Annotated in this window: 22 protein-coding genes, 1 tRNA gene and 1 pseudogene; 11 read left to right on the top strand and 13 right to left on the bottom strand. The window is 63.4% G+C overall.

Features of this window, described 5'->3' with window-relative positions; genetic code table 11:
- Positions 1-30 precede the first annotated feature (30 nt).
- The 4 genes from CI41S_RS43055 to CI41S_RS43040 all read left to right on the top strand — a co-directional run bounded on the left by CI41S_RS43055 (position 31) and on the right by CI41S_RS43040 (position 3145).
- Entirely contained in the window at positions 31-351 is a 321-nt protein-coding gene (locus CI41S_RS43055) for a hypothetical protein (RefSeq protein ID WP_139865000.1), read from the top strand.
- A 43-nt stretch (positions 352-394) separates the two neighbouring features.
- A complete protein-coding gene (locus CI41S_RS43050) occupies positions 395-1207 on the top strand; it encodes a pentapeptide repeat-containing protein (protein WP_139864999.1) in 813 nt (270 codons plus the stop codon).
- 227 nt (positions 1208-1434) lie between these two features.
- Complete coding sequence (locus CI41S_RS43045; protein WP_172627225.1) at positions 1435-1905, top strand: aminoacyl-tRNA deacylase; 471 nt, start codon at positions 1435-1437, stop codon at positions 1903-1905.
- Between the two features lie 817 nt (positions 1906-2722).
- The gene (locus CI41S_RS43040; protein WP_172627224.1) at positions 2723-3145 is read left to right on the top strand and encodes a CBS domain-containing protein; all 423 of its coding nucleotides are present in this window, start codon (positions 2723-2725) and stop codon (positions 3143-3145) included.
- A gap of 307 nt (positions 3146-3452) precedes the next feature.
- On the opposite strand, the gene CI41S_RS43035 is transcribed toward CI41S_RS43040, so the two are convergent.
- The 6 genes from CI41S_RS43035 to CI41S_RS43010 form a co-directional block, all read right to left on the bottom strand.
- Complete coding sequence (locus CI41S_RS43035; protein WP_139864998.1) at positions 3453-3779, bottom strand: hypothetical protein; 327 nt, start codon at positions 3777-3779, stop codon at positions 3453-3455.
- Positions 3780-4150: 371 nt separating this feature from the next.
- Positions 4151-5077 (bottom strand): MBL fold metallo-hydrolase, encoded by a 927-nt coding sequence (locus tag CI41S_RS43030; RefSeq protein ID WP_139864997.1) that lies wholly within the window; start codon positions 5075-5077, stop codon positions 4151-4153.
- Between the two features lie 53 nt (positions 5078-5130).
- Positions 5131-5856, bottom strand: a complete 726-nt coding sequence (locus CI41S_RS43025; RefSeq protein WP_139864996.1) for an alpha/beta fold hydrolase — start codon at positions 5854-5856, stop codon at positions 5131-5133.
- A 112-nt stretch (positions 5857-5968) separates the two neighbouring features.
- Entirely contained in the window at positions 5969-6265 is a 297-nt protein-coding gene (locus tag CI41S_RS43020; RefSeq protein ID WP_139864995.1) for a putative quinol monooxygenase, read from the bottom strand.
- A gap of 373 nt (positions 6266-6638) precedes the next feature.
- Positions 6639-6869, bottom strand: a complete 231-nt coding sequence (locus CI41S_RS43015; RefSeq protein ID WP_139864994.1) for a hypothetical protein — start codon at positions 6867-6869, stop codon at positions 6639-6641.
- 18 nt (positions 6870-6887) lie between these two features.
- Positions 6888-7991 (bottom strand): NADH:flavin oxidoreductase, encoded by a 1104-nt coding sequence (locus CI41S_RS43010; RefSeq protein WP_139864993.1) that lies wholly within the window; start codon positions 7989-7991, stop codon positions 6888-6890.
- Between the two features lie 145 nt (positions 7992-8136).
- Between CI41S_RS43010 and CI41S_RS43005 the strand changes: the two genes are divergently transcribed.
- Entirely contained in the window at positions 8137-9024 is an 888-nt protein-coding gene (locus CI41S_RS43005) for a LysR family transcriptional regulator (protein WP_139865029.1), read from the top strand.
- A 397-nt stretch (positions 9025-9421) separates the two neighbouring features.
- On the opposite strand, the gene CI41S_RS43000 is transcribed toward CI41S_RS43005, so the two are convergent.
- Both CI41S_RS43000 and CI41S_RS42995 read right to left on the bottom strand, forming a co-directional pair.
- Positions 9422-10330 carry a division plane positioning ATPase MipZ gene (locus tag CI41S_RS43000; protein WP_139864992.1) on the bottom strand — a complete coding sequence of 303 codons (909 nt, stop codon included), beginning with the start codon at positions 10328-10330 and terminating at the stop codon, positions 9422-9424.
- A gap of 591 nt (positions 10331-10921) precedes the next feature.
- Positions 10922-12328 (bottom strand): amidase, encoded by a 1407-nt coding sequence (locus CI41S_RS42995; RefSeq protein ID WP_139864991.1) that lies wholly within the window; start codon positions 12326-12328, stop codon positions 10922-10924.
- A 147-nt stretch (positions 12329-12475) separates the two neighbouring features.
- On the opposite strand from CI41S_RS42995, the gene CI41S_RS42990 reads away from it, so the two are divergent.
- A complete protein-coding gene (locus CI41S_RS42990) occupies positions 12476-13036 on the top strand; it encodes a TetR/AcrR family transcriptional regulator (RefSeq protein ID WP_139864990.1) in 561 nt (186 codons plus the stop codon).
- A gap of 92 nt (positions 13037-13128) precedes the next feature.
- Here the strand turns inward: CI41S_RS42990 and CI41S_RS42985 are convergent.
- Positions 13129-13205, bottom strand: a tRNA-Arg gene (locus tag CI41S_RS42985).
- Between the two features lie 131 nt (positions 13206-13336).
- Between CI41S_RS42985 and CI41S_RS42980 the strand changes: the two genes are divergently transcribed.
- From CI41S_RS42980 to CI41S_RS45475, 3 genes are all read left to right on the top strand, one after another.
- Complete coding sequence (locus CI41S_RS42980) at positions 13337-14338, top strand: LLM class flavin-dependent oxidoreductase (RefSeq protein ID WP_139864989.1); 1002 nt, start codon at positions 13337-13339, stop codon at positions 14336-14338.
- A gap of 87 nt (positions 14339-14425) precedes the next feature.
- Complete coding sequence (locus CI41S_RS42975; RefSeq protein ID WP_139864988.1) at positions 14426-15463, top strand: alpha/beta hydrolase; 1038 nt, start codon at positions 14426-14428, stop codon at positions 15461-15463.
- Positions 15464-15566: 103 nt separating this feature from the next.
- Positions 15567-15827, top strand: coding sequence for a GCG_CRPN prefix-to-repeats domain-containing protein (locus CI41S_RS45475; protein ID WP_430650076.1), 261 nt, complete (start codon positions 15567-15569; stop codon positions 15825-15827).
- A gap of 150 nt (positions 15828-15977) precedes the next feature.
- Here the strand turns inward: CI41S_RS45475 and CI41S_RS42965 are convergent, their stop codons facing one another.
- Both CI41S_RS42965 and CI41S_RS42960 read right to left on the bottom strand, forming a co-directional pair.
- Complete coding sequence (locus tag CI41S_RS42965; RefSeq protein ID WP_139864986.1) at positions 15978-16382, bottom strand: YccF domain-containing protein; 405 nt, start codon at positions 16380-16382, stop codon at positions 15978-15980.
- Between the two features lie 473 nt (positions 16383-16855).
- Positions 16856-18556, bottom strand: coding sequence for a putative bifunctional diguanylate cyclase/phosphodiesterase (locus CI41S_RS42960; RefSeq protein WP_244626878.1), 1701 nt, complete (start codon positions 18554-18556; stop codon positions 16856-16858).
- A gap of 244 nt (positions 18557-18800) precedes the next feature.
- On the opposite strand from CI41S_RS42960, the gene CI41S_RS42955 reads away from it, so the two are divergent.
- The gene (locus CI41S_RS42955; RefSeq protein ID WP_139864984.1) at positions 18801-18980 is read left to right on the top strand and encodes a hypothetical protein; all 180 of its coding nucleotides are present in this window, start codon (positions 18801-18803) and stop codon (positions 18978-18980) included.
- A 16-nt stretch (positions 18981-18996) separates the two neighbouring features.
- On the opposite strand, the gene CI41S_RS42950 is transcribed toward CI41S_RS42955, so the two are convergent.
- A complete protein-coding gene (locus CI41S_RS42950) occupies positions 18997-19959 on the bottom strand; it encodes a sensor histidine kinase (protein WP_139487485.1) in 963 nt (320 codons plus the stop codon).
- A 192-nt stretch (positions 19960-20151) separates the two neighbouring features.
- Between CI41S_RS42950 and CI41S_RS42945 the strand changes: the two genes are divergently transcribed.
- Positions 20152-20994: an SDR family NAD(P)-dependent oxidoreductase gene (locus CI41S_RS42945; RefSeq protein WP_139864983.1), complete on the top strand. Its 843-nt coding sequence runs from the start codon at positions 20152-20154 to the stop codon at positions 20992-20994.
- A gap of 424 nt (positions 20995-21418) precedes the next feature.
- Here CI41S_RS42945 and CI41S_RS42940 read toward each other — a convergent pair.
- Positions 21419-21711, bottom strand: a pseudogene (locus CI41S_RS42940) (IS5/IS1182 family transposase); the annotation flags it as partial.

Raw genomic sequence — 21711 nt, 5'->3', positions numbered from 1 at the left:
GGCGAATGAGGCGGCAAACGGAGGAATCCAATGATCCACGCCAACTGCCATACCGCTGACAATGTCCGCTGCATCGAGTTCGATGCCACACCGTGGTTCAGCGAGGCCGATGCTCTGAGCATTGTCGACTTGGCCCAACGAGGATGGACCAGCACGGCGATTGCCGATTCCCTCGAGCACCGACAAGGATACGAACGCTTGCACGATCTCGTCGAGTATGCGGCAAAGCGACTGCAGTTGGAGTCCCTGGAGGACCCGACCTGGGAAACCTTCGAATGTGTGGTCGATGGGCCCGAGGCCGTCGCCTGGCTCGAGAAGAACCGGCCCAACATCGTGGCGAAGATCTCGTAGGCCACGGGAAGCGCTGCGATACCTTGAAAGCGGAGAAACGGCGATGTCGTTTCGTCTCGCATTTGCTTTGATAGCGATGGCGGCGCTGCTGGTTGCTCCGACGGACGCCGTTGCGCAGGACATGCTGCGCGGTGTCGACCTCAACAGTCCCGACATGACGGCGTCGGAGATGACGCGCGCCGAGGTCGACGCGCTGCTCAAGGCGCCACCGCAAGGCGACCAACGCACGGCAGATCTGGCGGGAAAGCGGCTGTCGCAGCTCGATCTCTCGGGCCTCGACTTCTCCGGCGGCAATCTTCATCTCGTCAAGCTCAACCGGAGTAATCTGAAGGGCGCGCGCTTCGATCGGGCCATCCTGAATCAGGCCTGGATGATCGACGCGGATTTGAGCGGGGCGTCGCTCGTCAAGGCATCGCTGCTCGGCACCCAGATGCAACGCGCCAAGCTGGGCGGCGCCGATTTGAGCGGCGCCCGCATCACCGCCGATCTGTCCGGTGCCAGCCTGACCGGGGCCAGGCTCGCCGGCGCCGATCTGAGCGCCGACATGCGCAACCAGTCGATGGGGCTGATGCGCGGCGTGCTCAAATCCGCCGATCTTCGCAATGCGGATCTGGCCGGCGCAAATCTGGCGCGCGCCGATCTCGAATTCGCGCAGCTGCAGAACGCCAATCTCGCGAATTGCAACCTCAGCCGGGCTGACCTTGCCGGCGCCGACCTCACCGGCGCCAACCTGGCCGGCGCCGATTTCACCGGGGCCGACCTTGCGTCGGCCCTGCTGCCGGGCGCCGCCGCGCTGGCCGAGGCCCGCAATCTCGACAAGGCCCGGAACCTGGAGCTGGCGCGGCGTCCGAACTAGAGCATGATCCGGAAAAGTGCGCAGCGGTTTTCCGAAAAGATCATGCTCAAACAAGGAGCTAAAGCGCGCTTTCGTTCCGTTTCCAGCGGAACGGAAATAGCCCGAGCGATCGAATTGCAGTGTCCTTCGGCAGGACGTATGCTCTGCCTTGAGAACCACGCAGCCGCTCATCGTGCGGCGGGCACCGACCACGGTGGATGGTTGCATGTCGCACCAAGGGTGACGCCATGACCATTTCTCCTACACTGCATAACTATCTCGCTGCCGAAAACATCGAATACGACGAAATCCCGCACGTGCTGACGATGTCGTCAGCGCTGACCGCGCAGGCATGTCACGTGTCGGGTGATCGCCTGGCCAAGGCCGTCGTGTTGCGCCGAAACGACGGCTACCTGCTCGCCGTGCTGCCGGCATCGCACCACCTCAGGCTGGCGGATCTAAAGGCGAGCTTCGGCGACGATATCGCCATGGCCGCTGAAGGCGAGATCGATCGGCTGTTCGCGGACTGCGCGCATGGCGCGGTTCCCGCCGCCGGGATCTGCTACGGGCTCGACGTGATCGTCGATGACAGCATCCGGATGCAGCCCGAGATCTATATCGAAGCCGGCGATCACGAGACGTTGCTTCATCTCGGCCGTGCGCAATTCGCGCGCCTGACCACCGGTTCCCGGCACGGCCGCTTCAGCGCGCACGACTGAGGCGGCGTCATAGGGGACCATCTGTCGCAGCGCCCTGACAAGCGCCGCGTATGGGATGAAGTCAGCCCTTTTCGAAAGCACGAAATAGCGCGCCAGTTCGGGGCACCATCCATGCAGAATGCCGATGGCAATTGCAATTCCGCGTTAGCTCCAAAAAGTGCCGGTTCAAGCCGCCGCGCTGGATGGGATTGCGCTACAATCCGGTTCCTCGCGCACGAGGATATGCTTTGTTGTCCACAGTGTGGATTGCGCCACACCGCAGGGGCGTGAATCGCCGTAAGCTTCAGGCGCGTTACTCCCAAGCCATTGAGCCCGTTGCCGATGGCGGGCCATCTTCGATGGCTTACATGGGCGGCCGGTGCCGGTCGAGCACCCGCCAGACGCTTGCAAGCACGCATGCCCGTACCGCCAATGCAACAGCAGTTACCACTTCCAAAACCGATAACGCGGCCGCCGTGGATCTATTTCGAGCTGAGAAGATCGCCACTGTTCCGGACCGGTCACATCATGACTGCCGCTTTTGCGGATCACGGCTCACCCTCGTCAGAACGATCATGGAATCTGAAAGCGGAGTTGTCATTCATATGTTTGAATGCGAGTCGTGCGAAGACCGCAGTTGGACCGAATAAGGCAATCGTGCAATTCGCGCGCTCGACCACCGGTTCCCGGTACGGCCGCTTCAGCGCGCACGACTGAGGCGCATCATAGGGACCGTCCGTCGAAGCGCCCGGACCAAGGCGCAGCACACATGCAGTCGCGCCCGCTCTGTCGTATAATGGCGCGCGTGGGGGCTGCTGCCTTGGAAGGGAGGTCCTCCATGAAGGTCAAGGACATGATGCACAAGGGCGTCGATTGGGTCAGCCCCGACACCCCAATCACTGAAATCGCAAAATTGATGCAAGGGCGCGATATCGGCTGCATTCCGATCGGGCAGAACGACCGTCTGATCGGGATGGTGACGGATCGCGACCTCGTCTGCAAAGGTCTTGCGAGCAAGGACTTCAACTCTGCGCGGACCACGGCGCGGGATGTGATGACCGAAGGCATCCATTGCTGCCGGGAAGACGACGACCTGGCGAAAGCGGTGCATCACATGGAAACGCTCCAGGTCCGCCGGCTGCCGGTGATCAACAAGAGCAAGCGGATGGTCGGCATGATCAGCCTCGGGGATGTCGGCCAGTTTGCCGGTGCTGATCTCGTGTCGCAATGCGTGAAGAGCGTGTCGGCGCATCACCATTGAAGCGAGGCCGGTCTGCCGGACCCCGGCAGATCGGCCAGCACCCTGGCCGGGCAACAGGCCGGGGCAGAAAAAACGACGTGGCGCATCACGGCCGATGAAGATGGGCGCTGTTGTTTTGCCGTGGCGCTATGAGAGATCGAACGTGCGCGAGATGCAAGTCTGCGTTCGGTCAAAAGCTCTCGCGGCAACAGCGGCGGCGATATCGTATCTCGTCTGTGTCCTGTTCAGCCGCAGCCCGTCGATGCGATCGGTTCGTCGAAGTTCCGTTCATCAGGACTGGCGTTGCTAGCGGTTCTGCCAGGTCCGGTTACGGCTTGTCGTTGGCGTCTTCGCTTTCCGAAAGTACGCTATAGCGTGCCAGAGCGGGGTCACCATCCATGTAGAGCCCGATGAATCCCCGGTAGCCGAAGTCGTCGCGGAGCAGCACCAGCAATCGATCCAAATCCTTATAGGTACGATCTTCCTTGTCGCCCCAGGTTCGCAGCGGCAGGAATTCGCGTCGCCAGCTCGGCCGAACATAGGCCAGGTGCTCGGCCATACCCTCAATCGTCTTGGTGATGATGAGGACATTGCGCAGGTGCCCGCCGCTTTGCAGCTCCTGCCTGATTTCGCCTTCCTGTAACCCTTTCGCCAAGGGTTGCTCCCGCAAGTTGATCGCCCAAAGGCGAAGACCACAAACGGGGCAGACTTCCTTGCACCTGCCAACCCGCAGTCGCTTCCCGACATGTGGCCCGGAAGATTCGGAGCGAGTCGAACTGCTCCATGGCGAAGGCTGCCTCCGACTCTGTGTCTACCAGCGAAAGGGGTTATCTTGCGAGCCGGCAATCAGGTATCGGCGTGCTTTCGCCGTCGGGCGCATGGCGACCGGAAAAAAGTAATGCAATAACAGTTATGTAAATCGATATGTCGATCGCATCGATTGGTGCTTGCCGAAACGCGTCATGGCCATCGAGCGCTCATACGACCTTGAGGAGGGCGCCGTTTCGCCGCCCGATGTGCTCTCTCCTAGGCGCCTTCGCTGCCCGGCTCTTGCAGGTGGCGGTAGGCGGCCGGCACGTTGACGGAATTGTGCGCCCAATCGAACAGGCTGTACTCAGCATAGTCAGCCATGGCGACCGCCTCGAGCGTGGCTTCGACCGATCGACCCTGTTCGATCGCCGTGCGCACGGCGCTGTCGAGCTCGCGCAGATAGCGCAGCGGGAATTCGATGTCCGCCGGACGCATCGGCCGACCGTGGCCGGGAATGATGGTCGCGTCGTCCGGCAGGAAGTCGCGTACGCGGGCGAGAGTCGTCATCGTCTCCCTATGCCGCCCTTCGAGGAGCCACGGGAGCGCCGGAGACGGCGCCTGGATCATGTTGCCGACCCAAAGCACCTTCGCATCCGGGGCCCAGATGACGAGGTCGCCCGGCGTCTGTGCGAAGCCAAAGTGACGGACTTCGACGATGCGACTGCCGAGATCGATGCCGATCATGTCGGGGACGGTAATGTCGGCGGCGCGTGCCTGCACGCGCTCAATGCCTTTGCCTTTGCCCATGAGGCCGATCATGAAGCGGCGATCGTCCTCAAAATTCTCTTCCATGTAGCGCTTGGTGGCCGGATGCTGGATCACGACGGTGCTGTCCGGGAACAGGTAATTCCCGTAGGCGTGGTCGCCGTGATAGCTGGTGTTGACGAGAAAGCGGATCGGCTTCGGCGTCACTTGGCGTACGAGCCCGATTAGCTGCGCGGCGAGATCGCCGTTCAGCATCGATTCGACGACGAGTACGCTGTGCTCGCCGATCACGAAGCCGGCTGTGGTGGCGACATGGTCTTTCGTGAACACATCATCGGGCATGACCGCGAACACGCCGGGAGCCAGCTCCTTCGAGGTGAGGTTTACGCGTGCTGCATCCCAAGGCGGCGTGGCTTCCTGCTCATCCTCTTGCGTCATCGGATCGGCCTCCGGTTTGAACGATGCCCAGCAACAGCACGCAGCGGACGCCGCTACATCGCTGCTGCGCGGGCGGCCTGTTCGATCGCGTTGGCCACGACGTCCGGGTTAGAGACGGTGACGGCATGCGAAGCGTCGACCTCGATGACCGTGGAGTGGGCGCGATCGGCCTCGAACTTGTATTCGTCGACCGGAATGGCCCGATCCTGCAAAGGCCTGACTTGCCAGCTCGGCTTGCTCGTCCATGCCGCAGATGTCATCGGCTCGGTCAGGGCCGCCAGGTTCATGGGGCGCTGGCCGGCGAGCATCAGGGCGGCCACGCTGGCGGGCACATCGGCGGCGACGTTGCTGTGGAACTTGGCGGGCTGGTAGAGGAGATAGGTGCCGCTGCTCCCGTCGGGCAGGGTGTAGGTGGTCGGCTCGACGGATGTGGGGAATGTGCTGCCGGGGAATCGTTCGAGCAGATGGGTTGCGGCCTCCCCGACCGCGGGCATGATGGAGGCCGCGTAGACGAGGCCCTTCACCTTGGGGTCGTCCCCGGCCTGCGTGATGACGGCCCCGCCGTAGGAGTGGGCCGCCAGGATCACGGGCCCCTGGATCTTGTCCAACAGGCTGCGCAGATACGCGGTGTCGACGGCCGGGCCGAGCAGCGGGTTGCCGAAGGCGACGACCGGATAGCCGTCGCGCTGGAGCCGCTCAATCACGCCATTCCAGATCGACGCGTCTTCGAAGGCCCCGTGCACAAGGACGATCGTGGGCTTGGGCGATTCCTGGTTCATCGTGAGTCCTTTTCAGGAGAGTTATGGAAGAGGTGACTTCGCTGAAAGGCGCGTCAAGTCGGGCCGCCCGAGCTCATCACCTGCCTTGTCGCGAAGACCTCAGTAGGGCGCCCTATTTCTGGGCGATGACGTGAAGTCGGTGCACCTTGGGCGCTTCGGAAAAAAGTTCATCCGCCCGCCCGAACAGCGCCTTTGCAAGCTCGCCGTTCAGATGTGCGTCACGTCCGACTTCGTCGGCGAAAGTGTCGATGATGCCGTACAGCCCCGGCGCTTCCTCCTTGACTGCATACCAGCCCGCGATGCCGGCCTCGGCCCTTGCCATCACGGCGCCGTGCTTCAGGAAAGCTTCGACCTCCGCTTCCTTGCCCCGCTTGGCTTTCAACTCAACGAAGAAGGCGAACTTCGCCATGCCGATGATCCTTTCGGTTGCGTCCAACGACGGCGCTGTCTTGCAACGCGTGTCGTATATCTGGCGTGTATATTTGTACTTTTAGAAAAACGCTTTCAACCTCAAGCGAGTTGTGTTCCGTCGCGATCAGGAAATTGCGGGAAACTTGCGAAAAACACCGCAAGAAATCGAAAGCCGGCAATGAGAATAGGTTCGTGCATGGAAGCGTATCGAACAGTCAATTTCCTTATATCTTTTGTGTTTTTATAAAATCACTGGATACAGGCCCTCGCGATTGGGCTCCCCGCCGCCCCCTTGCGCGAGCGTGCGGCGGCATCAAGCGCCGCCGCACGATGAATGAGGAGGTCGTCGCGATGGCATGCCCAACCTCGGCCTAGGAGATAGTCGGATCCTTGCCCTCGCGCGGTGGGATTGTCGGACGGGGGCGCGACAGCTCCTCGATGGCCGCTCGAAGGAGGGCTGCGGCCTTCGCGTGCTCGGGCCCATCGAGCAGGCTCAATGCTTGCCGCATCAGCGACAACGCCACCGCGGCATCGGAAATCGCGTTCGTCATGATCGTTCCTTCCGATGCATGCATCATGTTCAGGGCGTCGGCTCTCGCCATCGATGTCGCGAGACGCGTTCACATCGTCAGTTCGGTGTCCTTGATGTCGGCGATGGGGCCGAGGATCGCAGGGTCGAACTCGTCCAGGGCGTGGCGATCCAGCAGACGCTTGGGCAAGTCGGGATTCGCCAGGGCGCCCCGACCGATCGTGACGACGTCGGCGCCGTCGCCGAGCGCCGCAACCGCCTGCTCGATGTTGTGCAGGCTGCCATTGGCGAAGATCGCCGCTTTGGGGGCGTAGCGCTTGGCAAGACGCATCAATGACGGGCCGTGCTCGGCGAAAGCCGGCTTCCATGCCTCGAACTCGGTCACATGGATGAAGTCGGCGCCGGCATCGCCGAGGCTGCCGAAGATGATTTCGGCATCGCGCTCGGCGCCCGCCCATTTGTGGTGATAGTCGTTCACCTTGCCTTGCGAGATGCGGACGCCGACCGGCACCGCGTTCCCGACCTTGGCGCGCACCGCCTTGAAGGCCTCCACGATCAGCCGCACGCGGTTCTCCGTGGTGCCGCCCCAGCGATCGGTTCTGTCGTTGGCGTAGTCGGTCAGGAACTGGTCGAGCAGGTAGCCATTGGCGCCATGAATCTCGATGCCGTCGAACCCGGCGAGGTGGATTGCGCGCACAGCCGAGCCGGCGAACCCGGCGATGGCGTCGGCGATCTGCTCTTCGGTGATGGCTGCCGGCACCGCGTAGCGGTCCTTGCCGTGATAGAACGTCATCTGATTGCCCTTCGGCTGAATTGCAGATGGTCCGACCGTGCTGTCGCGAAAGCGATTGCCTTGGCTGATCGCGCCGGCATGCATCATCTGGGCTATCGCGACCGCGCCATGCGCCTTGATGCCGTTGACGACCGGCCTCCAGGCCTTGGCCTGCGCCTCGTCGGTCATGCCGGGTTGATGGATGTAGCCCTGCGCGAACGCCTGGTCGGTGTAGATGCCTTCGGTGATGACCGTGCCGAATCCGCCGCGCGCGAACCGTTCATAGTACCGCGTCATGGTTTCGGTGGCGCGGCCATCCGCGGTCGCCGTGATGCGCGTCATCGGCGCAACCGCGAGGCGGTTCTTCACGATGCGGCCGTTTATATCGAGCGGCGCGAAAAGCCCTTTTGTGTCGCGGTCCATGATCGTGGTCTCCCGAGGCGCGAGACGAGGCGCCTTTCCCGGCGGGAGCAGCCTTTGCTCCCTTGCTGGAGCTCGACTTAGGGCTCGCGGCGCGCCGGCAGAAGTCCGGCTAGGAGATAAGCACTTTATCGCTTATCGTTATAAAATGGATTTCGCGGATGTCGCCCTGTTTCGCAGCATTGTTGCCGCCGGCAGCCTGTCGGCCGCGGCGCGGCAGATGGGGACAACGCCAATGCTGGTCAGCCGGAGGCTCGCGGCTCTCGAAGCCGAGCTGGGCGCGCGCCTGTTTCATCGTACGACGCGCTCGCTCTCGCTCACACCCGAGGGAGAGGCCTTCTTGCCTCACGCCGGCGCGCTGATCGCGGCGCGCGATTCAGCATTCGAGTCGGTGTCCTCCGCCGGCTCAGGTCTCTCGGGTCTGCTCAAGGTCACGGCGCCGAACGTCATCGGCCATGCCGTCATCGTGCCGGTCGTGGCCGATCTGATCGCGGACAATCCGGCGCTTCGGGTCGATCTTGTCCTCAGCGATGATCGCACCGACATCGCTGCGCTGGGGCTTGACGTTGCCGTCCGCGTGGCGCCGATGAAACCTTCCGACCTGATCGCGACGCGGCTCGCCGACAATCCTTATGTCGTCTGCGCCTCGCCGGCCTACATCGCTCGCTTCGGTGAGCCGGCAACGCTGAGCGACCTGGTGAGCCACCCTTGCATCAAGCTTCACGCGATGGAGACCTGGCCGTTTGTGCGCGGAGGCGAACCGGAGCAGATCCGGATCGCCGGTCCGCTGTCGGCCAGCACCGTCGATGCGGTTCGCGCCGCTTGCGTGGCGGGCGTGGGCGTCGCCATGATGACCTATTGGGATGTTTACCGGCAGCTCGAGCGCGGCGAATTGAAGCGCGTCGCCCTGGCGGACGCCGAGCCGGTCGAACTCGGGATCTGGGCGGTTTTCCTGATCCGCGCGCACATGCCGATCCGGGTAAGAGCGTTCATCGACGCCCTGCGAAAGCGGCTGCTCGCGGGCGCCGCGGCCTGAGCGGCACGTGCTGGGCAGGAAGGCTGCAACGGTGAAGGAATCCGGATGCGGTTCCGCGGGCACGAGGATATGCTTTGTTGTTCACAGTGTGGATTGCGCCACACCGCACGGGCGTGAATCGCCGTAAGTAGGCGGGTTACTCCCAAGCCATTGAGCCCGTTGCCGATGGCGGGCCGTCTTCGATGGCTTACATGGGCGGCCGGTGCTGATCGAGCACCCGCCAGACGCTTGCAAGCACGCATGCCCGTACCGCCAATGCAACAGCAGTCACCACTTCCAAAACCGATAACGCGGCCGCCGTGGATTCATTTCGAGCTGAGAAGATCGCGGTCACCCCTTCGATAGCGGCCTTGGGCTGCCGTTGCCTGCGGGGCGAGGACCGCATCTTCATTTCCCGCTATTCGGTCAGCAATTCATCGACGCCGAGTGGCGCGCCTGACGAAGCAAACCACTCTTTGCGCGCGGCGGCCCTGCGGCGCGCGCGCTCGCTGGTCGGCAGGTTCAAGAGCCCGACGAGCTTGCCAATCTCCCGTTGAGCCAATTGGTGCGACCGACCGGTAGCGGCGCCGAGGGCTGCTTCGTCCAGCGCATCGAGGGCGGTCAGACCCGCGGCGAAAAACTGGCGATACACGATTCGCTCAGCACAGCCTTCGATGTCCCTGAGGCCCAGCCTGATGCCCAGCTCGGCAACGCTGCCACGTACCAGTCCGCCCCGCGCCGAGCGATTGCGGATGACGACCCAATCGGTACCGCCTTGGTCAAACACCCGCCGGTGCCTGCGGGCCTCGCACACCATTTCCGCGTAGTGACCGGTTCCCGTCACCTCATGCGTAATGGGATCGATCGAGGCCAGCGTGCCGAGGTCAAGAAAACTGTCGGCGACCGGTGTCAGCACCGTGTCGGCCACCAGATGCGCAAGGCGCATCAGATACGTGTCGGTCGAAGGCGTGTCGATCACCAGGAAGTCGACGAACTTCCTGACGTCGCAAACGATATCCTCGAAGGCAGCCAATTCCTCGGCTTCGTTGTCCTCCAGCCTCGCGCCGCCGGCGCGCGGAACGAAGCCATGCAGCGGTAGTTCGAGTTCGATCCGCCGATGGTTCGCCCAAATGCGCCGATTTTCAATGTATCGCGTCAGGCCTCTCTGATTGCTGTCGAGATCAATGGTCCCGACCCGATGGCCCCCCTTCAGGAGTGCGATGGCCAAATGCATGGCAAGCGTGGTCTTCCCGGAGCCGCCTTTCTCATTACCGATGACGACGACGTACGGCGATCCTGCCCCTGCGATATCTGTCGCGTGCAGCATCGCAAGCCTTGCAAACAAGAGTTTCTATCAGAAAACCAATGCAATGCACCGCGCCCGGTTCCTGGCCGACATTTGTCGCCGATGTGCGCGGGCAAGCCACGCCTGCCCGTCCGTTGCGAGGTTAGCTTGAGCAGTTCCATTGCCAACGAGGGACGAGGCGGCGCTTGCCGGCGATTGCGTATTCCGAAATGGCGCACCACGGCCGATGAAGGCGGGCACTATTGCTTCGCCGTGGCGCTATGATTTGGTACTCGATCCCTCTCGATTGCCGACCAACCTTCGTCAGAATAGCATTACGCATCAGGTGGCGCCGCCCGCTTGGACTGCCGCCCAGCCGGCCCACGACGTTGATCAGGATCGTGCTCCAAGGGAATGTTCCGAGGTGCTGGCTGCTGCGAGCGTGACCCAATAGCGGCCGGCGCTGCCGATGGCACCTTCTACGGCGACGTAGAAAAAGGAAATCGGACCCATGGTCGAGCGCGCTCCGGATTGAGATCACGGACCGGCCTCGCCACTCCGGCAGCGAAGCCAGATGTAAGGTCGGAGCGCCGGCATCGTTGCGTGTTCGCATGACACCGGCGCGCCTCTTCGTCAGAGATTGGGGTGAAGGCTCCGGACAGTGCTCACGCTTTCGAGCAGGGACGCGACGTTCAGGATCGTCGATTCTGCCAACCAGCTTCCAACGATCTGGACATTGATCGGCAGACCTTCCTTGCTCGTGCCGAACCGCATCGAGATCCCCGGCAGGCCGGTGATGTTGAGCGGAACGGTTGCGCCCTGCAGGTAGGTGGCATCGACCTTCTGCCCGTTGATGACGAACTCCTCCTGCCCGTGCTTGTGAGCCGGAAGCGGAAGGACCGGAGTGATCAGCGCGTCGAACTTCTGGAAATACGCGGCATAGCCGTCGCGGAGACGCTCCGCCGCCTGCTCGGCCTCGATAAAGTCCTTCATCGAGGTGTCGGGCAGTGAGAGCATCGTCTTCGACATCTTGTACATCTGGTCTTCGTGGCCGGCGGTCACCTGGGCGAAGGCCGGCTTCATCTCCATGACGTGGATGCGGTTGAAGACGTCGAGGGCGAAGTCCTTTTCGAGCGCCGGTATGCGGACCGGCTCGACGTGCAAGCCGAGACCTTTGAGTGCGTCCGCGGCCGCCTCGACTGCCTTGGCGACTTCGGAGTCGATCGGGCCGAAACCGGGTTCGACCAGCCAACCCACGCGGAGCTGGCGATACGGCTGGCGACCGATGCCGGCGTCGAACTGGACGGTGCTCGTGGAGAAGGCGTCCTGACCGTCCGGACCGGCAAGCTGCGAGAAGGCGAGCGCCAGGTCGCGGATGCTACGGGCCATCGGCCCTACGTGCCAGAAGCGGCGCGGCGTGCGCGGATAGATACCGGTCATTGGCACTCGGCCGTGCGTCGCCTTGAGGGACACGATGCCGGTCTGTGCTGCCGGGCCGCGCACCGAGATGGCTAGGTCCGTACCGAGGCCGATGGGCGACATGCCGGCCGCGATGGCGGCCGACTCGCCGCCGCTGGAGCCGCCCGGCGTGCGGGTCACGTCCCAGGGATTGTTCGAGCGGCCGGTGAGTAGGTTGTCGCTCTCGATCCAGTAGGAGAATTCGGGGAGATTGGTCTTGGCGAGCAGGATGCCGCCAGCCTTCTTCAGCCGCGCGACGCTGGTCGCGTCCGTGTCAGGTGTGCGGCCCTTGAAGATCGGTGAGCCGCGTTGCGTCAGCACGCGGGCGGTGTCGATCGAGTCCTTGACCGTGAACGGGACACCGTGAAGGGCGCCGAGCTGTTCGCTGCCGTGAACGGCAGCGTCGGCCGCCTCGGCCGCCTTTATCGCGCCGTCGGCGAGAGTGACGATCGCATTGATCTTCGGGTTCACCGCCTGAATTCGGTCCAGGTGGGCTTGCACGACCTCGACCGACGAGACCTCCCGATTCCGGATCAGTTCCGCCAGCTTGGTCGCATCAGAAAAATAGATGTCTTCGCTCATGGTTGGGGCTCCTTTCGCGCTCTGTTGCCCATCGTGGTCCCCTACCCTACCTGTCACTTGGTAGGGTAAATTAGATCTTCCCATTTTTGTTGTCAAGACCTACCTGTCACATGGTAGGCTCGTGGCCGGTCGAACTAGGGTGCTGAAATGATGACGAGCTCAAAGGAAGCGATCTTGGCGGCCGCCAGGCAGAGCGCTCAGGCGCACGGCTACGGTGGTCTAAACTTCCGCGATCTTGCCGACGAAGTCGGGATCAAGGCGGCAAGCATCTACCATCACTTTCCAAGCAAGGCCGACCTCGGCGTTGCGGTAGCCAGGCGATACTGGGAGGACACGAAGGAGGATCTCTACAATCTGGCGCAGGCGGATGATCCGTTGAGCGCTCTCCGGCAATACCCGGGGATTTTTCGCAGATCGCTTGAGAGCGCCAACAAGCTTTGCCTCTGCAGCTTCATGTCCGCCGAGTATGATGATCTTCCGGAGCCGGTGAAGAAAGAGGTTCAGACCTTTGCTGATGTGAATGTGGCTTGGCTCAGCGAGGTGCTGACTGCGGCTGGGGTTGTCTCTCGCAATAAAAGCGAAGAGCGCGCTCGCGCCATTTTCGCTGCCGTTGCAGGTGCCCAACTGATGGCGAGAAGTCGCTCGGACATTTCTTTGTTCGACACGCTGATTGAGAGCTATCGAGCGACCGGGCTCCTGCCGGCGTAAGCGGCCTGATCCCGCGAGAACAGCGACCGCCCTTGGAAGACGCACCGCGTCTTCAATGAGCTTTACAAATCTTTTCGCGGTGTGCGGAGAGATGGCGCACCCGACACGATTCGAACGTGTGACCTTTGCCTTCGGAGGGCAACGCTCTATCCAGCTGAGCTACGGGTGCGTGCAGGGCATCATTTAGCTGATTGGCCCATGAACGGCAACGGCGTTGTCCGGCCGGTTGCAGACGCTAGACTGGCTGCGCCAATATGACGGTCTTGCGGAAAAAGGGCCGCATTTCGAGGGAGTTTGCCGATGCGTCCGCTGGAATTCGGCTGGTATCTGCCCACGCATGGCGACACCACGGCCTATGGGCTGATGGAGGCGCAGGTCGCGGGCTCGCCGGAACTCTGCGAACGCGTGGTCAAGGCGGCCGAGGATGCCGGGTTCGAGTATCTGCTGATCCCGGTCGGCTCGGTGTGCTGGGAGGCCTGGATCACCGGCGCGTTCATGGCGGCGCGCTCGGGGCGGATCAAGCCGCTGATCGCGGCGCGGCCCGGCTACATCAATCCGGTGCTGCTGGCGAAGATGATCTCGACCTTCGACCAGATGTCGGATGGCCGGATCTGCATCAATCTGATTGCCGGCCAGAACGAGAGCGAGGTCGAGGCCGAAGGCGTGCGCCAGCCTAAGGAAGAGCGCTACGCGCTGATGGAGGAGGAGGTCTCGATCCTCAAGGCGCTGTGGACCACGCGCGGCCCGGTGCATTTCGAAGGAAAATTTCACACCATCTCCGGCGCGCATATAAGGCCGCGGCCGCTGCAGCAGCCCTATCCGAAATTCTATCTCGGCGGCGGCTCGCGGCAGGCCTGGGAATTGTCGGCGAAACATTCCGACGTGCACCTGTTCTGGGGCGATCTGCCGGAGCGCATCGCGCAAAACATCGCCGAGATCAGACAGCTGGCGCGCGCCCACGACCGCGCGGATGCGATCGGCTTCGGCATGCGGCTGCAGGTGATCTGCCGCGAGAACGAGGCGGACGGCTGGGAGGGCGGAGCAATTGGTGCGCCACGCCACCGAGCGGCAGAAGCAGGAGATGAAGACGCTCTATACCCGCTCGGAAGCCAATCAGCGCGTGCAGCAGCTGGCGCGCGACTATGGCGACTTGCTGATGCCGCATCTGTGGACCGGGATCACCAAAGTGCGGCCCGGCGCCGGCATCGCGGTGGTCGGCAATCCCGAACAATGCGCCGATACGCTGCAGCAGTTCATCGACGCCGGCTGCCATTCGTTCTGCCTGTCCGGCTATCTGCATGACGAGGAGGCCGAGCGGTTCGGCCGGCTGATCCGCCCGATCCTCGCCGCCAACAATCGCGGCCGGGTGGTGGCCTAGGGGGTTGAACCATGCACTATCGAACCTTGCTTGCGGCGCTGCTGCTGGTCGCGATCGCCGCTCATGCGCCGGTCGCGTCGGCAACCGACGCCCAGGCCGAGCGCAACCGCAAGCCGGTCAAGGAAATCGCACCGGCGCACATTGCGGTCGGCGCGGCCGCATTCCCGGTTTATCTCTCTACCGACTGGTCCAATCCGCTGCCCGAGATCACCCGCGCCGTGCTCGTCCTGCACGGCGTGCTGCGCAATGCCGACGATTATTTTCGCGCGGCGTTGAGCGCGCAGGCCGCGGCCGGCGACGCCGGCAAGACGACGCTGATGATCGCGCCGCAATTCCTGATCGAGCCTGACGTCGATGCGTTCAAGCTGCCGGCCGACACGCTGCGCTGGAGCCTCTATGGCTGGCAGGGCGGCGAGCCCGCGCTCGCGCCCAGCCCCGCCAGTTCGTTCGATGCGCTCGACGCCATCTTGGCCAGGCTCGGCGACAAGAAACTGTTTCCGAACCTGAAGCAGGTCGTGGTGTTCGGCCACTCCGGCGGCGGCCAGGTGGTGCAGCGCTATGCGATTGCGACCAGGGGCGATCAGCCGCTGATCCGTGAAGGCATCGGCGTGCGCTTCGTGGTCGCCAATCCGTCCTCCTACGCCTATTTCACCGGGCAGCGGCCGATGCCGGAGATCGCCGCCAATTGCCACGGCTACAACCGCTGGAAGTTCGGCATGGACGACCGTCCGCCCTATCTCGCCGCGCCGTCAGCCGCCGAGCTGGAGCAGGCCTATGTCGCGCGCCGCGTGATCTATCTGCTCGGCACGCTCGACACCGATCCCAATCATCCCGCGCTGGACAAATCCTGCATGGCGGAAGCCGAAGGGCCATATCGCTACGCCCGCGGCCACGCCTATGTCGCAGCAATGCAGGCCCGCGACAGCGGCACGCCGAACCACAGCGTGTGGGACGTGCCCGGCGTAGGCCATGAGGGCGGCAAGATGCTCAACTCGCCGTGCGGCCTGACCGCGGTGTTCGACATCCCCGGCTGCCCGGCGGCGGACTGAGCCCGCGCGCGCAAGGATGTGATCCGTTTCTGCTGGCGGGCGCCATCGAGACCGCGCATGATGGGGAACACGTGGACGCGACACAGCCCCGATGGAGGTCATCGTGAAGACATCTTTGCTCGCGTGTCTGACCGCAGTTGCATTGCTTGGCTATAGCCCGGCCCACGCCGCAGACGGATGCGGCGTCGGTTGCCACGCCACTGTTGCGGGCGCGTGTGTGATTGATGGCTGGGGAACGCCCGGCCTGCGCGTGAGGAACCAATGCCCCGCTACCACGCGCCCGCGTCCGCCCTGCGGCGGCGGCGGATTCGTCTGGCGGCGCGATTGGCAGGCCTGCGCCCAGACAACGAAGGACTGGCTCTAGAGCATGATCCGGACCGGTACGGCCGCGTTAGCGCAAAGTGCGAAGCGGTTTTCCCTCGCGACAAACGCGAAGCGTTTGCGCGGAGATCATGCCCAAACAAAGAGCTAAAGCGCGATGATGATTCAACCTGATCTCATCGCGCTTTAGTTTTTACGCCGGCACGATCGCCTTGCCGATCGGCCACAGCGCGATGCCGGCGAGCTTCAGATGCGCCCAGGCGAACGGGATGCCGATGATCGTCACCGCGTACCCGATCGCGAGCACGACGTGGCCGATCGCGAGCCACCAGCCGGCCAGGATGAACCAGATCAAATTGCCGATCAGGCCGAGCGCGCCGGTGCCGAGGTCGCTCTGGCCGGTCAATTCGTCGCGGCGCACCGCGCGCGAGCCGAACGGCAACAGCGAATAGACGGCGATGTTGAAGGCGGCGCGCGCCCAGGGCAGGCCGATGACGGTGATCGCCATGATCACGGCGGCGATCAGCCAGCCGGCCGCCATCAATGCGCCGCCGAACAGAATCCAGAGGACGTTGAGGAGGATAGAGACAGGCTGCATGGCCGACACCTTCGCTGCCGCGGGAACCACGCTTTATATAGGCGGACGGCCGGAGCGGCGGTAGGTGCGCGATGGCCAAGCCGGCGCAACGCGCAGCTCAAAGCCTCGCGGGCGAGGGCACGCACCTTTTCGGAATAATAAAAGATTACCGCTGAGTTGCCCGACGTGTCAAGCGGCCATGTCGAACGTGGGCAGCCGTCGGCTACTTTGCATGGGGTTGTTTTTCGGCATTTTGAGAGTCCCTGCCGAAAGAGCGGGGAACAAGCGCCGCGCGGCCCTCTCTTCTCCCTCTGCCCGTTCTTACGGGGAGAGGGTTGGGGTGAGGGGCCTCCATCCGGCGAGCATTTTGTTATTTGTTGAGCAGTGTGCCTTGCCCCTCACCCGGATCGCATCTTGCGATGCGTTCCGACCTCTCCCCGCAAAGAGCGGGGAGAGGTGAAGTAGGAAGTCTTCGCTGATCGAGTCGTCGCCGCCTAGCGCCGAAAGCCACTGGCGCGGGAATAGCTCTGGCGGTTTTCCTGGGCCGGGCGGGCGGCGAGGCTGGCGCGGGTCTCGCTGGCGACCGGCGTCGCCGGCTTCAGATCCTCGAGGAAGATCGGCTTGGCGAAGTAATAGCCCTGCGCAAAGCGGATCTTGGTCGCCGCCTGCAGATAGGTCAGTTCCTCGTAGGATTCGATGCCCTCGGCGATCACGGTCATGCCGAGCGCCTCGCTCAGCGATTCAATCGCGCGCAAGATGCCCTGGCTGCGCGGCCGCTTGTGGATGTCGGTGATGAAGGAGCGGTCGATCTTGATCTCGTCGGCGGTGATGTCGGCGAGCGCCGACAGCGACGAATAGCCGATGCCGAAATCGTCGATCGAGATGCCGACGCCGATGTTGCGCAGGATCGGCAGGATCTCGTCCTGGAAATGCGACTTGGTGATGAACGCGTCCTCGGTCACCTCGATCATGAAGCGCCGGGCGTAGCCGGTGTCCTCGAGCGCGCGGGCGAAGGTGCGCATGAATTCGGAATTGGCGGCCTGCTTGGCGGCGACGTTGATGCTGATGGTGGCGTTGGGGCCGAACGTGTCGTTGATCAGGTCGATCGACTTGACGATCTCGGCCAGCACCAGCAGCGTCAGCTCATCGATCAGCCCGAGCTCGACGGCGAGGTCGATGAAGGTGCCGGGCGCCTGGATCACGCCCTCGTCGTCGCGCAGCCGCACCAGCGCCTCGATGCCCTTGACCTCCTGGGTGCGGATGTCGACCTTGGGCTGGAACGCGCAGCAGAACCGCTTTTCCAGGATCGCCAGCCGCAGCGACTGCTCGATCTTCATCCGCGCCAGTGCCTCGCGCTCCATGCTGGCGTCGAAGAACGCGGCCGAGCCCTTGCCGTTGTTCTTGACCCGGTACATCGCGATGTCGGCGTTCTGCCGCAGCGCCTTGTAGCTTCGGCCGTGCAGCGGATAGAGGCTGACGCCGATCGAGGTCGAGGCGAAGATCTCGGATTGATCGATGAAGAACGGCGCCTTCAGCCGCTCCTGCATGACATGGATGAACTCGGCGACCTCGCGATCGCTGTTGATCGGGTTCAACAGCAGCAGGAACTCGTCGCCGGAGATCCGCGACAGGATGTCGGTGCCGCGCAAGGCGTGGCCGAGCCGCTTGGACAATTCCACCAGCAGCGCGTCGCCGATCACGTGGCCGTAATAGTCGTTGATATGCTTGAAATTGTCGACGTCGAGGAAGGCGAGCGCGAAATGGCCCTGCTGCTCGTCGCGGATCAGGCCGTTGACGCGATGCTCGATCACCCGGCGCGTCGGCAGCCCGGTCAGTTCGTCGTAATAGGCGGAGCGGAACAGCTGGTCCTCGAACGCCTTCTGCTCGCTGATGTCGGTCGAGGCCGAGATCAGGAGGCTGCGTCCGGCGATCTGTACCGGGCGGTGCGAGGTGAGGAACACGTGCCTGACGGCACCGCAGGTCAGCGTCTCCTCGAGCACCACGGGGCAGCCGCTGCGCAGCGTTTCGAGGTTGGCGGCGTGGCGTTCGTCGGCCGGCGCCGTCGGCCGGCTGGCGCCGGCGGCGAGCTGCAATTGCGCCGCGGCCGCTTCGTTGACCAGAATGAACTCGCCGCGCTCGTCCTGCACGGTGATGCCGGCGGGCAGCAGCTGCAGAAGATCGCGCAGGATACGCAATTCTTGCCCGGATTCCGGGTTGGATTCCTGGCTGAATTGTTGGCTGGAGTCTTGGCGGGAATTATTGTCTTGGCCGGTCGTTGACGTGCCGGACTGAAAATCGTGTTTAATGAACTCATGCATGCGCGGACCTTGGCAAAGTCCGTTGTAGTTTTGGTTAAGCGGACCTGCGAAAAGCCGTGACAGAATGAACCGCCGGCGGCTTTCCCCAGCCGCCGCGGCAATCGTCATTAACAGAGTGTCAATGCGCGGCGCCGCCGCTTGCGAAAGCGGTTCCGCAGCGCGCGGTTGCGATTGCGCGCTTTGGGAGCATGATCCGGAAAAGTGTGAAGCGGTTTTCCGGAAAGATCATGCTCAAACAAAGCATGATCCGGAAAAGTGTGAAGCGGAGATCATGCTCAAACAAAGAGCCAAAATGCGCTGATGCGGCGACGGCGTTGTCAGCCGCTCGGCACCTTGCATTGCATCGTGCAATGAACGCCGGTTTTCAGGTAACTGATCTCGGTCTTGCCGTCGAACGGCCGCAACGCCGATTTCAGGAGCTTGGTGCCGAAGCCGGCTTCGCCGATCGAATCCACCGCCGGCCCCTCGGTTTCGTCCCAGATCACGTTGAGACGGCCATCGTCCACCGTCCATGACACTTGTAAAAATCCGCGCGGCGAGGAGAACGCGCCGTATTTGCCGGCATTGGTCGCGAGCTCATGGAAGATCAGCGCCAGCGACACCGCGAGCTTGGCCGGCAGGAACAGCTGCTCGCCGTTGAGATTGAACCGGACATGGCCGTAAGGCCCGAGCTCCGAGCGCAGCAGGTCCTTGATATCGCAGCCGTAGCCGTCGACCCGCGCGATCAGATCGTCGGTCGCCGACAGCGCGCGGATGCGGTGGTCGATGCGCTGCCAGACCTCAGGCCGGTCCTGCAGCGCCTGATGTAGCACCGCATGAATGGTCGAGGACTTGTTCTTCAGCCGGTGCTGCAACTCGTCGACCACCAGTCGGCGGTATTGTTCCTCCTCGATCAGGCGCTTGGAGACCTCGCGCTGCTGCGCCACCAGCGAGCGATAATGCTCGACGCCCCAGATCGCGATCCCGGACACCACCCAGAAGATCATCAACAGCGCAAAGCGCGCCGGATCGACGGTCGCTTCCGAGAAATTGAGGATGACGCCGAGCAGGCCGCTCGCCAGCGCGGTGGCGACGCCGATCCGGAATCCGCCAAACGCGGTGGCAAAGAACACCGCCGGGAAATACGGCGTGAAGAACACGTCCGGCCTGATCTGGGCGAGCCCGAAGCGCGCACCCGTCGCCAAAATGAGGCAGAACACGGCAAAGCCGCTCGCAAGCAGCAGCGACGGCTGCGAATTGCCCTGCCAACACTGCCGGAATTCGTCAATCCACTTCGTCATCGGTCGTTCCAGTTCACGTGATCAGCCGACCCAAAATAAGGCCGCTGCGACCAAAAAACCGCAGTTGTGTCCTTCTGGCCACAGGTGGACCCGGCAAAGGGCTAGGCAAACGCCATATCGCGCTCGCGCTTGCGTTGTCCGCGGCCTGTCGCGAAAATCCCGCAACATCAAACGCAAAACAGGGGGACCGGCATGGGACGGCTGGACGGCAAGGTCGCGGTGATCACCGGGGCGACCAGCGGCATCGGACTGCGCACGGCGGAAGTCTTCGTCGCGGAAGGCGCGCGGATCGTGATCGCGGGACGCCGCGCGGCGGAAGGCGAGGCGCTGGCGCAACAGCTCGGGGCCAACTGCGTGTTCCGGCAGACCGACGTCACGGTCGAGGACCAGATGCAGGCGCTGATCGCGCTGGCGGTGGAGAAATTCGGCCGCCTCGACTGCCTGTTCAACAATGCCGGCGGGCCGGCGCAGACCGGCGGCATCGAAGGCCTCGACGTCGAGCGCTTCGACGCGGCGATGGCGACGCTGGTGCGCAGCGTCATGCTCGGCATGAAGCACGCCGCGCCCGTCATGCGCAGCCAGGGTTCCGGCAGCATCATCAACAATGGCAGCATCGCCGGCCGGCTCGCCGGCTTCTCGTCCTCGATGGTCTATGGCGCAGCCAAGGCCGCGGTGATTCATTTCACCAAATGCGTCGCGATGGAGCTCGGCGAGTCCGGCATCCGCGTCAACTCGATCTCGCCCGGCGCGATCGCAACCGGGATCTTCGGCAAGGCGCTGGGGCTATCGACCGAGGCCGCCGAGAAGACCTCGGCGGTGATGCGCGAGGTCTACAAGGCGGCGCAGCCGATCCCGCGCGCCGGCCTGCCCGACGACATCGCCCATGCCGCGGTGTTCCTGGCCAGCGACGAATCGAGCTTCATCAACGGCCACGATCTCGTCGTCGACGGCGCCATCACCGGCGGCCGCAACTGGAGCCAGCAGCAGGCCGGCTACGTCGCGCTGCGCAAGGCGTTCGATCAGGGCGCGGGGTAGCATCCGTCATTGCGAGCCAACGGGTCGCGCGAACGCGCGCCCGATGACAGGCTCCGCGAAGCAACCCATGTGCAGCATACGCGGAAGCAGGGATTGCTTCGTCGCTTCGCTCCTCACAATGACGACGGAAAGAGTTGCGCATCAATCCAACCCGTCATCCTGAGAGGGTGTGAAGCTTTGTCCTCACCCACCGCTGTCATCGCCCGGCTTGACCGGGCGATCCAGTACGCCGCGGCCTCTCGGTTCATTCACCACTGCCTCTGGAATACTGGATCACCCGCATGCGCGGGTGATGACACCGAGCAAGTTGAGCTAACAAACCCGTCATCCTGAGAGCTTGTGACCCTAACAGGGGTGACCGCGCCATTTGGCCCAGTAGAGCGATGGCGATCAGGGCGCAACCCTCAAGGTCGCTGGTGTTTGGTTATGCTGCTTGGGCCAGGAGCCTGTGTCCGGCGAGGACGTTGTTGGCGAGGGCGAACCAGCGCAGCACGGTGAGCACTTTTTCGCGACCCCGAACCGTGAACTGGCGCAGGCCCCAGTTGCGGAAGCGGGCGTTGATGCATTCGCCCGGCGCCCGGCGTTTGTAGACGCTCTTGCCGTGCAGGCTTTTCATCCGTCTGCGCCAGGCGGCCATGCCGGGGCCGTCCTCGGGGCGTGGTGCATAGGGATCGCTCCCATGCTTGCTGTTGGCCGGCGGGCCATAGACCTTGATCC

It is taken from the genome of Bradyrhizobium ivorense, assembly GCF_900696085.1.
Classification (GTDB): domain Bacteria; phylum Pseudomonadota; class Alphaproteobacteria; order Rhizobiales; family Xanthobacteraceae; genus Bradyrhizobium; species Bradyrhizobium ivorense.
This window is presented reverse-complemented; position numbering and strand designations above follow the sequence as displayed.

What these genes read in the sequence shown, in the direction of transcription:
- CI41S_RS43055 (WP_139865000.1), top strand. Translation starts at nt 31, where the DNA reads ATGATCCACGCCAACTGCCATACCGCTGACAATGTCCGCTGCATCGAG.
- CI41S_RS43050 (WP_139864999.1), top strand. Translation starts at nt 395, where the DNA reads ATGTCGTTTCGTCTCGCATTTGCTTTGATAGCGATGGCGGCGCTGCTG.
- CI41S_RS43045 (WP_172627225.1), top strand. Translation starts at nt 1,435, where the DNA reads ATGACCATTTCTCCTACACTGCATAACTATCTCGCTGCCGAAAACATC.
- CI41S_RS43040 (WP_172627224.1), top strand. Translation starts at nt 2,723, where the DNA reads ATGAAGGTCAAGGACATGATGCACAAGGGCGTCGATTGGGTCAGCCCC.
- CI41S_RS43030 (WP_139864997.1), bottom strand. Translation starts at nt 5,077, where the DNA reads ATGACGCAAGAGGATGAGCAGGAAGCCACGCCGCCTTGGGATGCAGCA.
- CI41S_RS43025 (WP_139864996.1), bottom strand. Translation starts at nt 5,856, where the DNA reads ATGAACCAGGAATCGCCCAAGCCCACGATCGTCCTTGTGCACGGGGCC.
- CI41S_RS43020 (WP_139864995.1), bottom strand. Translation starts at nt 6,265, where the DNA reads ATGGCGAAGTTCGCCTTCTTCGTTGAGTTGAAAGCCAAGCGGGGCAAG.
- CI41S_RS43015 (WP_139864994.1), bottom strand. Translation starts at nt 6,869, where the DNA reads ATGGCGAGAGCCGACGCCCTGAACATGATGCATGCATCGGAAGGAACG.
- CI41S_RS43010 (WP_139864993.1), bottom strand. Translation starts at nt 7,991, where the DNA reads ATGGACCGCGACACAAAAGGGCTTTTCGCGCCGCTCGATATAAACGGC.
- CI41S_RS43005 (WP_139865029.1), top strand. Translation starts at nt 8,137, where the DNA reads ATGGATTTCGCGGATGTCGCCCTGTTTCGCAGCATTGTTGCCGCCGGC.
- CI41S_RS43000 (WP_139864992.1), bottom strand. Translation starts at nt 10,330, where the DNA reads ATGCTGCACGCGACAGATATCGCAGGGGCAGGATCGCCGTACGTCGTC.
- CI41S_RS42995 (WP_139864991.1), bottom strand. Translation starts at nt 12,328, where the DNA reads ATGAGCGAAGACATCTATTTTTCTGATGCGACCAAGCTGGCGGAACTG.
- CI41S_RS42990 (WP_139864990.1), top strand. Translation starts at nt 12,476, where the DNA reads ATGATGACGAGCTCAAAGGAAGCGATCTTGGCGGCCGCCAGGCAGAGC.
- CI41S_RS42980 (WP_139864989.1), top strand. Translation starts at nt 13,337, where the DNA reads ATGCGTCCGCTGGAATTCGGCTGGTATCTGCCCACGCATGGCGACACC.
- CI41S_RS42975 (WP_139864988.1), top strand. Translation starts at nt 14,426, where the DNA reads ATGCACTATCGAACCTTGCTTGCGGCGCTGCTGCTGGTCGCGATCGCC.
- CI41S_RS42965 (WP_139864986.1), bottom strand. Translation starts at nt 16,382, where the DNA reads ATGCAGCCTGTCTCTATCCTCCTCAACGTCCTCTGGATTCTGTTCGGC.
- CI41S_RS42955 (WP_139864984.1), top strand. Translation starts at nt 18,801, where the DNA reads ATGCGCGGCGCCGCCGCTTGCGAAAGCGGTTCCGCAGCGCGCGGTTGC.
- CI41S_RS42950 (WP_139487485.1), bottom strand. Translation starts at nt 19,959, where the DNA reads ATGACGAAGTGGATTGACGAATTCCGGCAGTGTTGGCAGGGCAATTCG.
- CI41S_RS42945 (WP_139864983.1), top strand. Translation starts at nt 20,152, where the DNA reads ATGGGACGGCTGGACGGCAAGGTCGCGGTGATCACCGGGGCGACCAGC.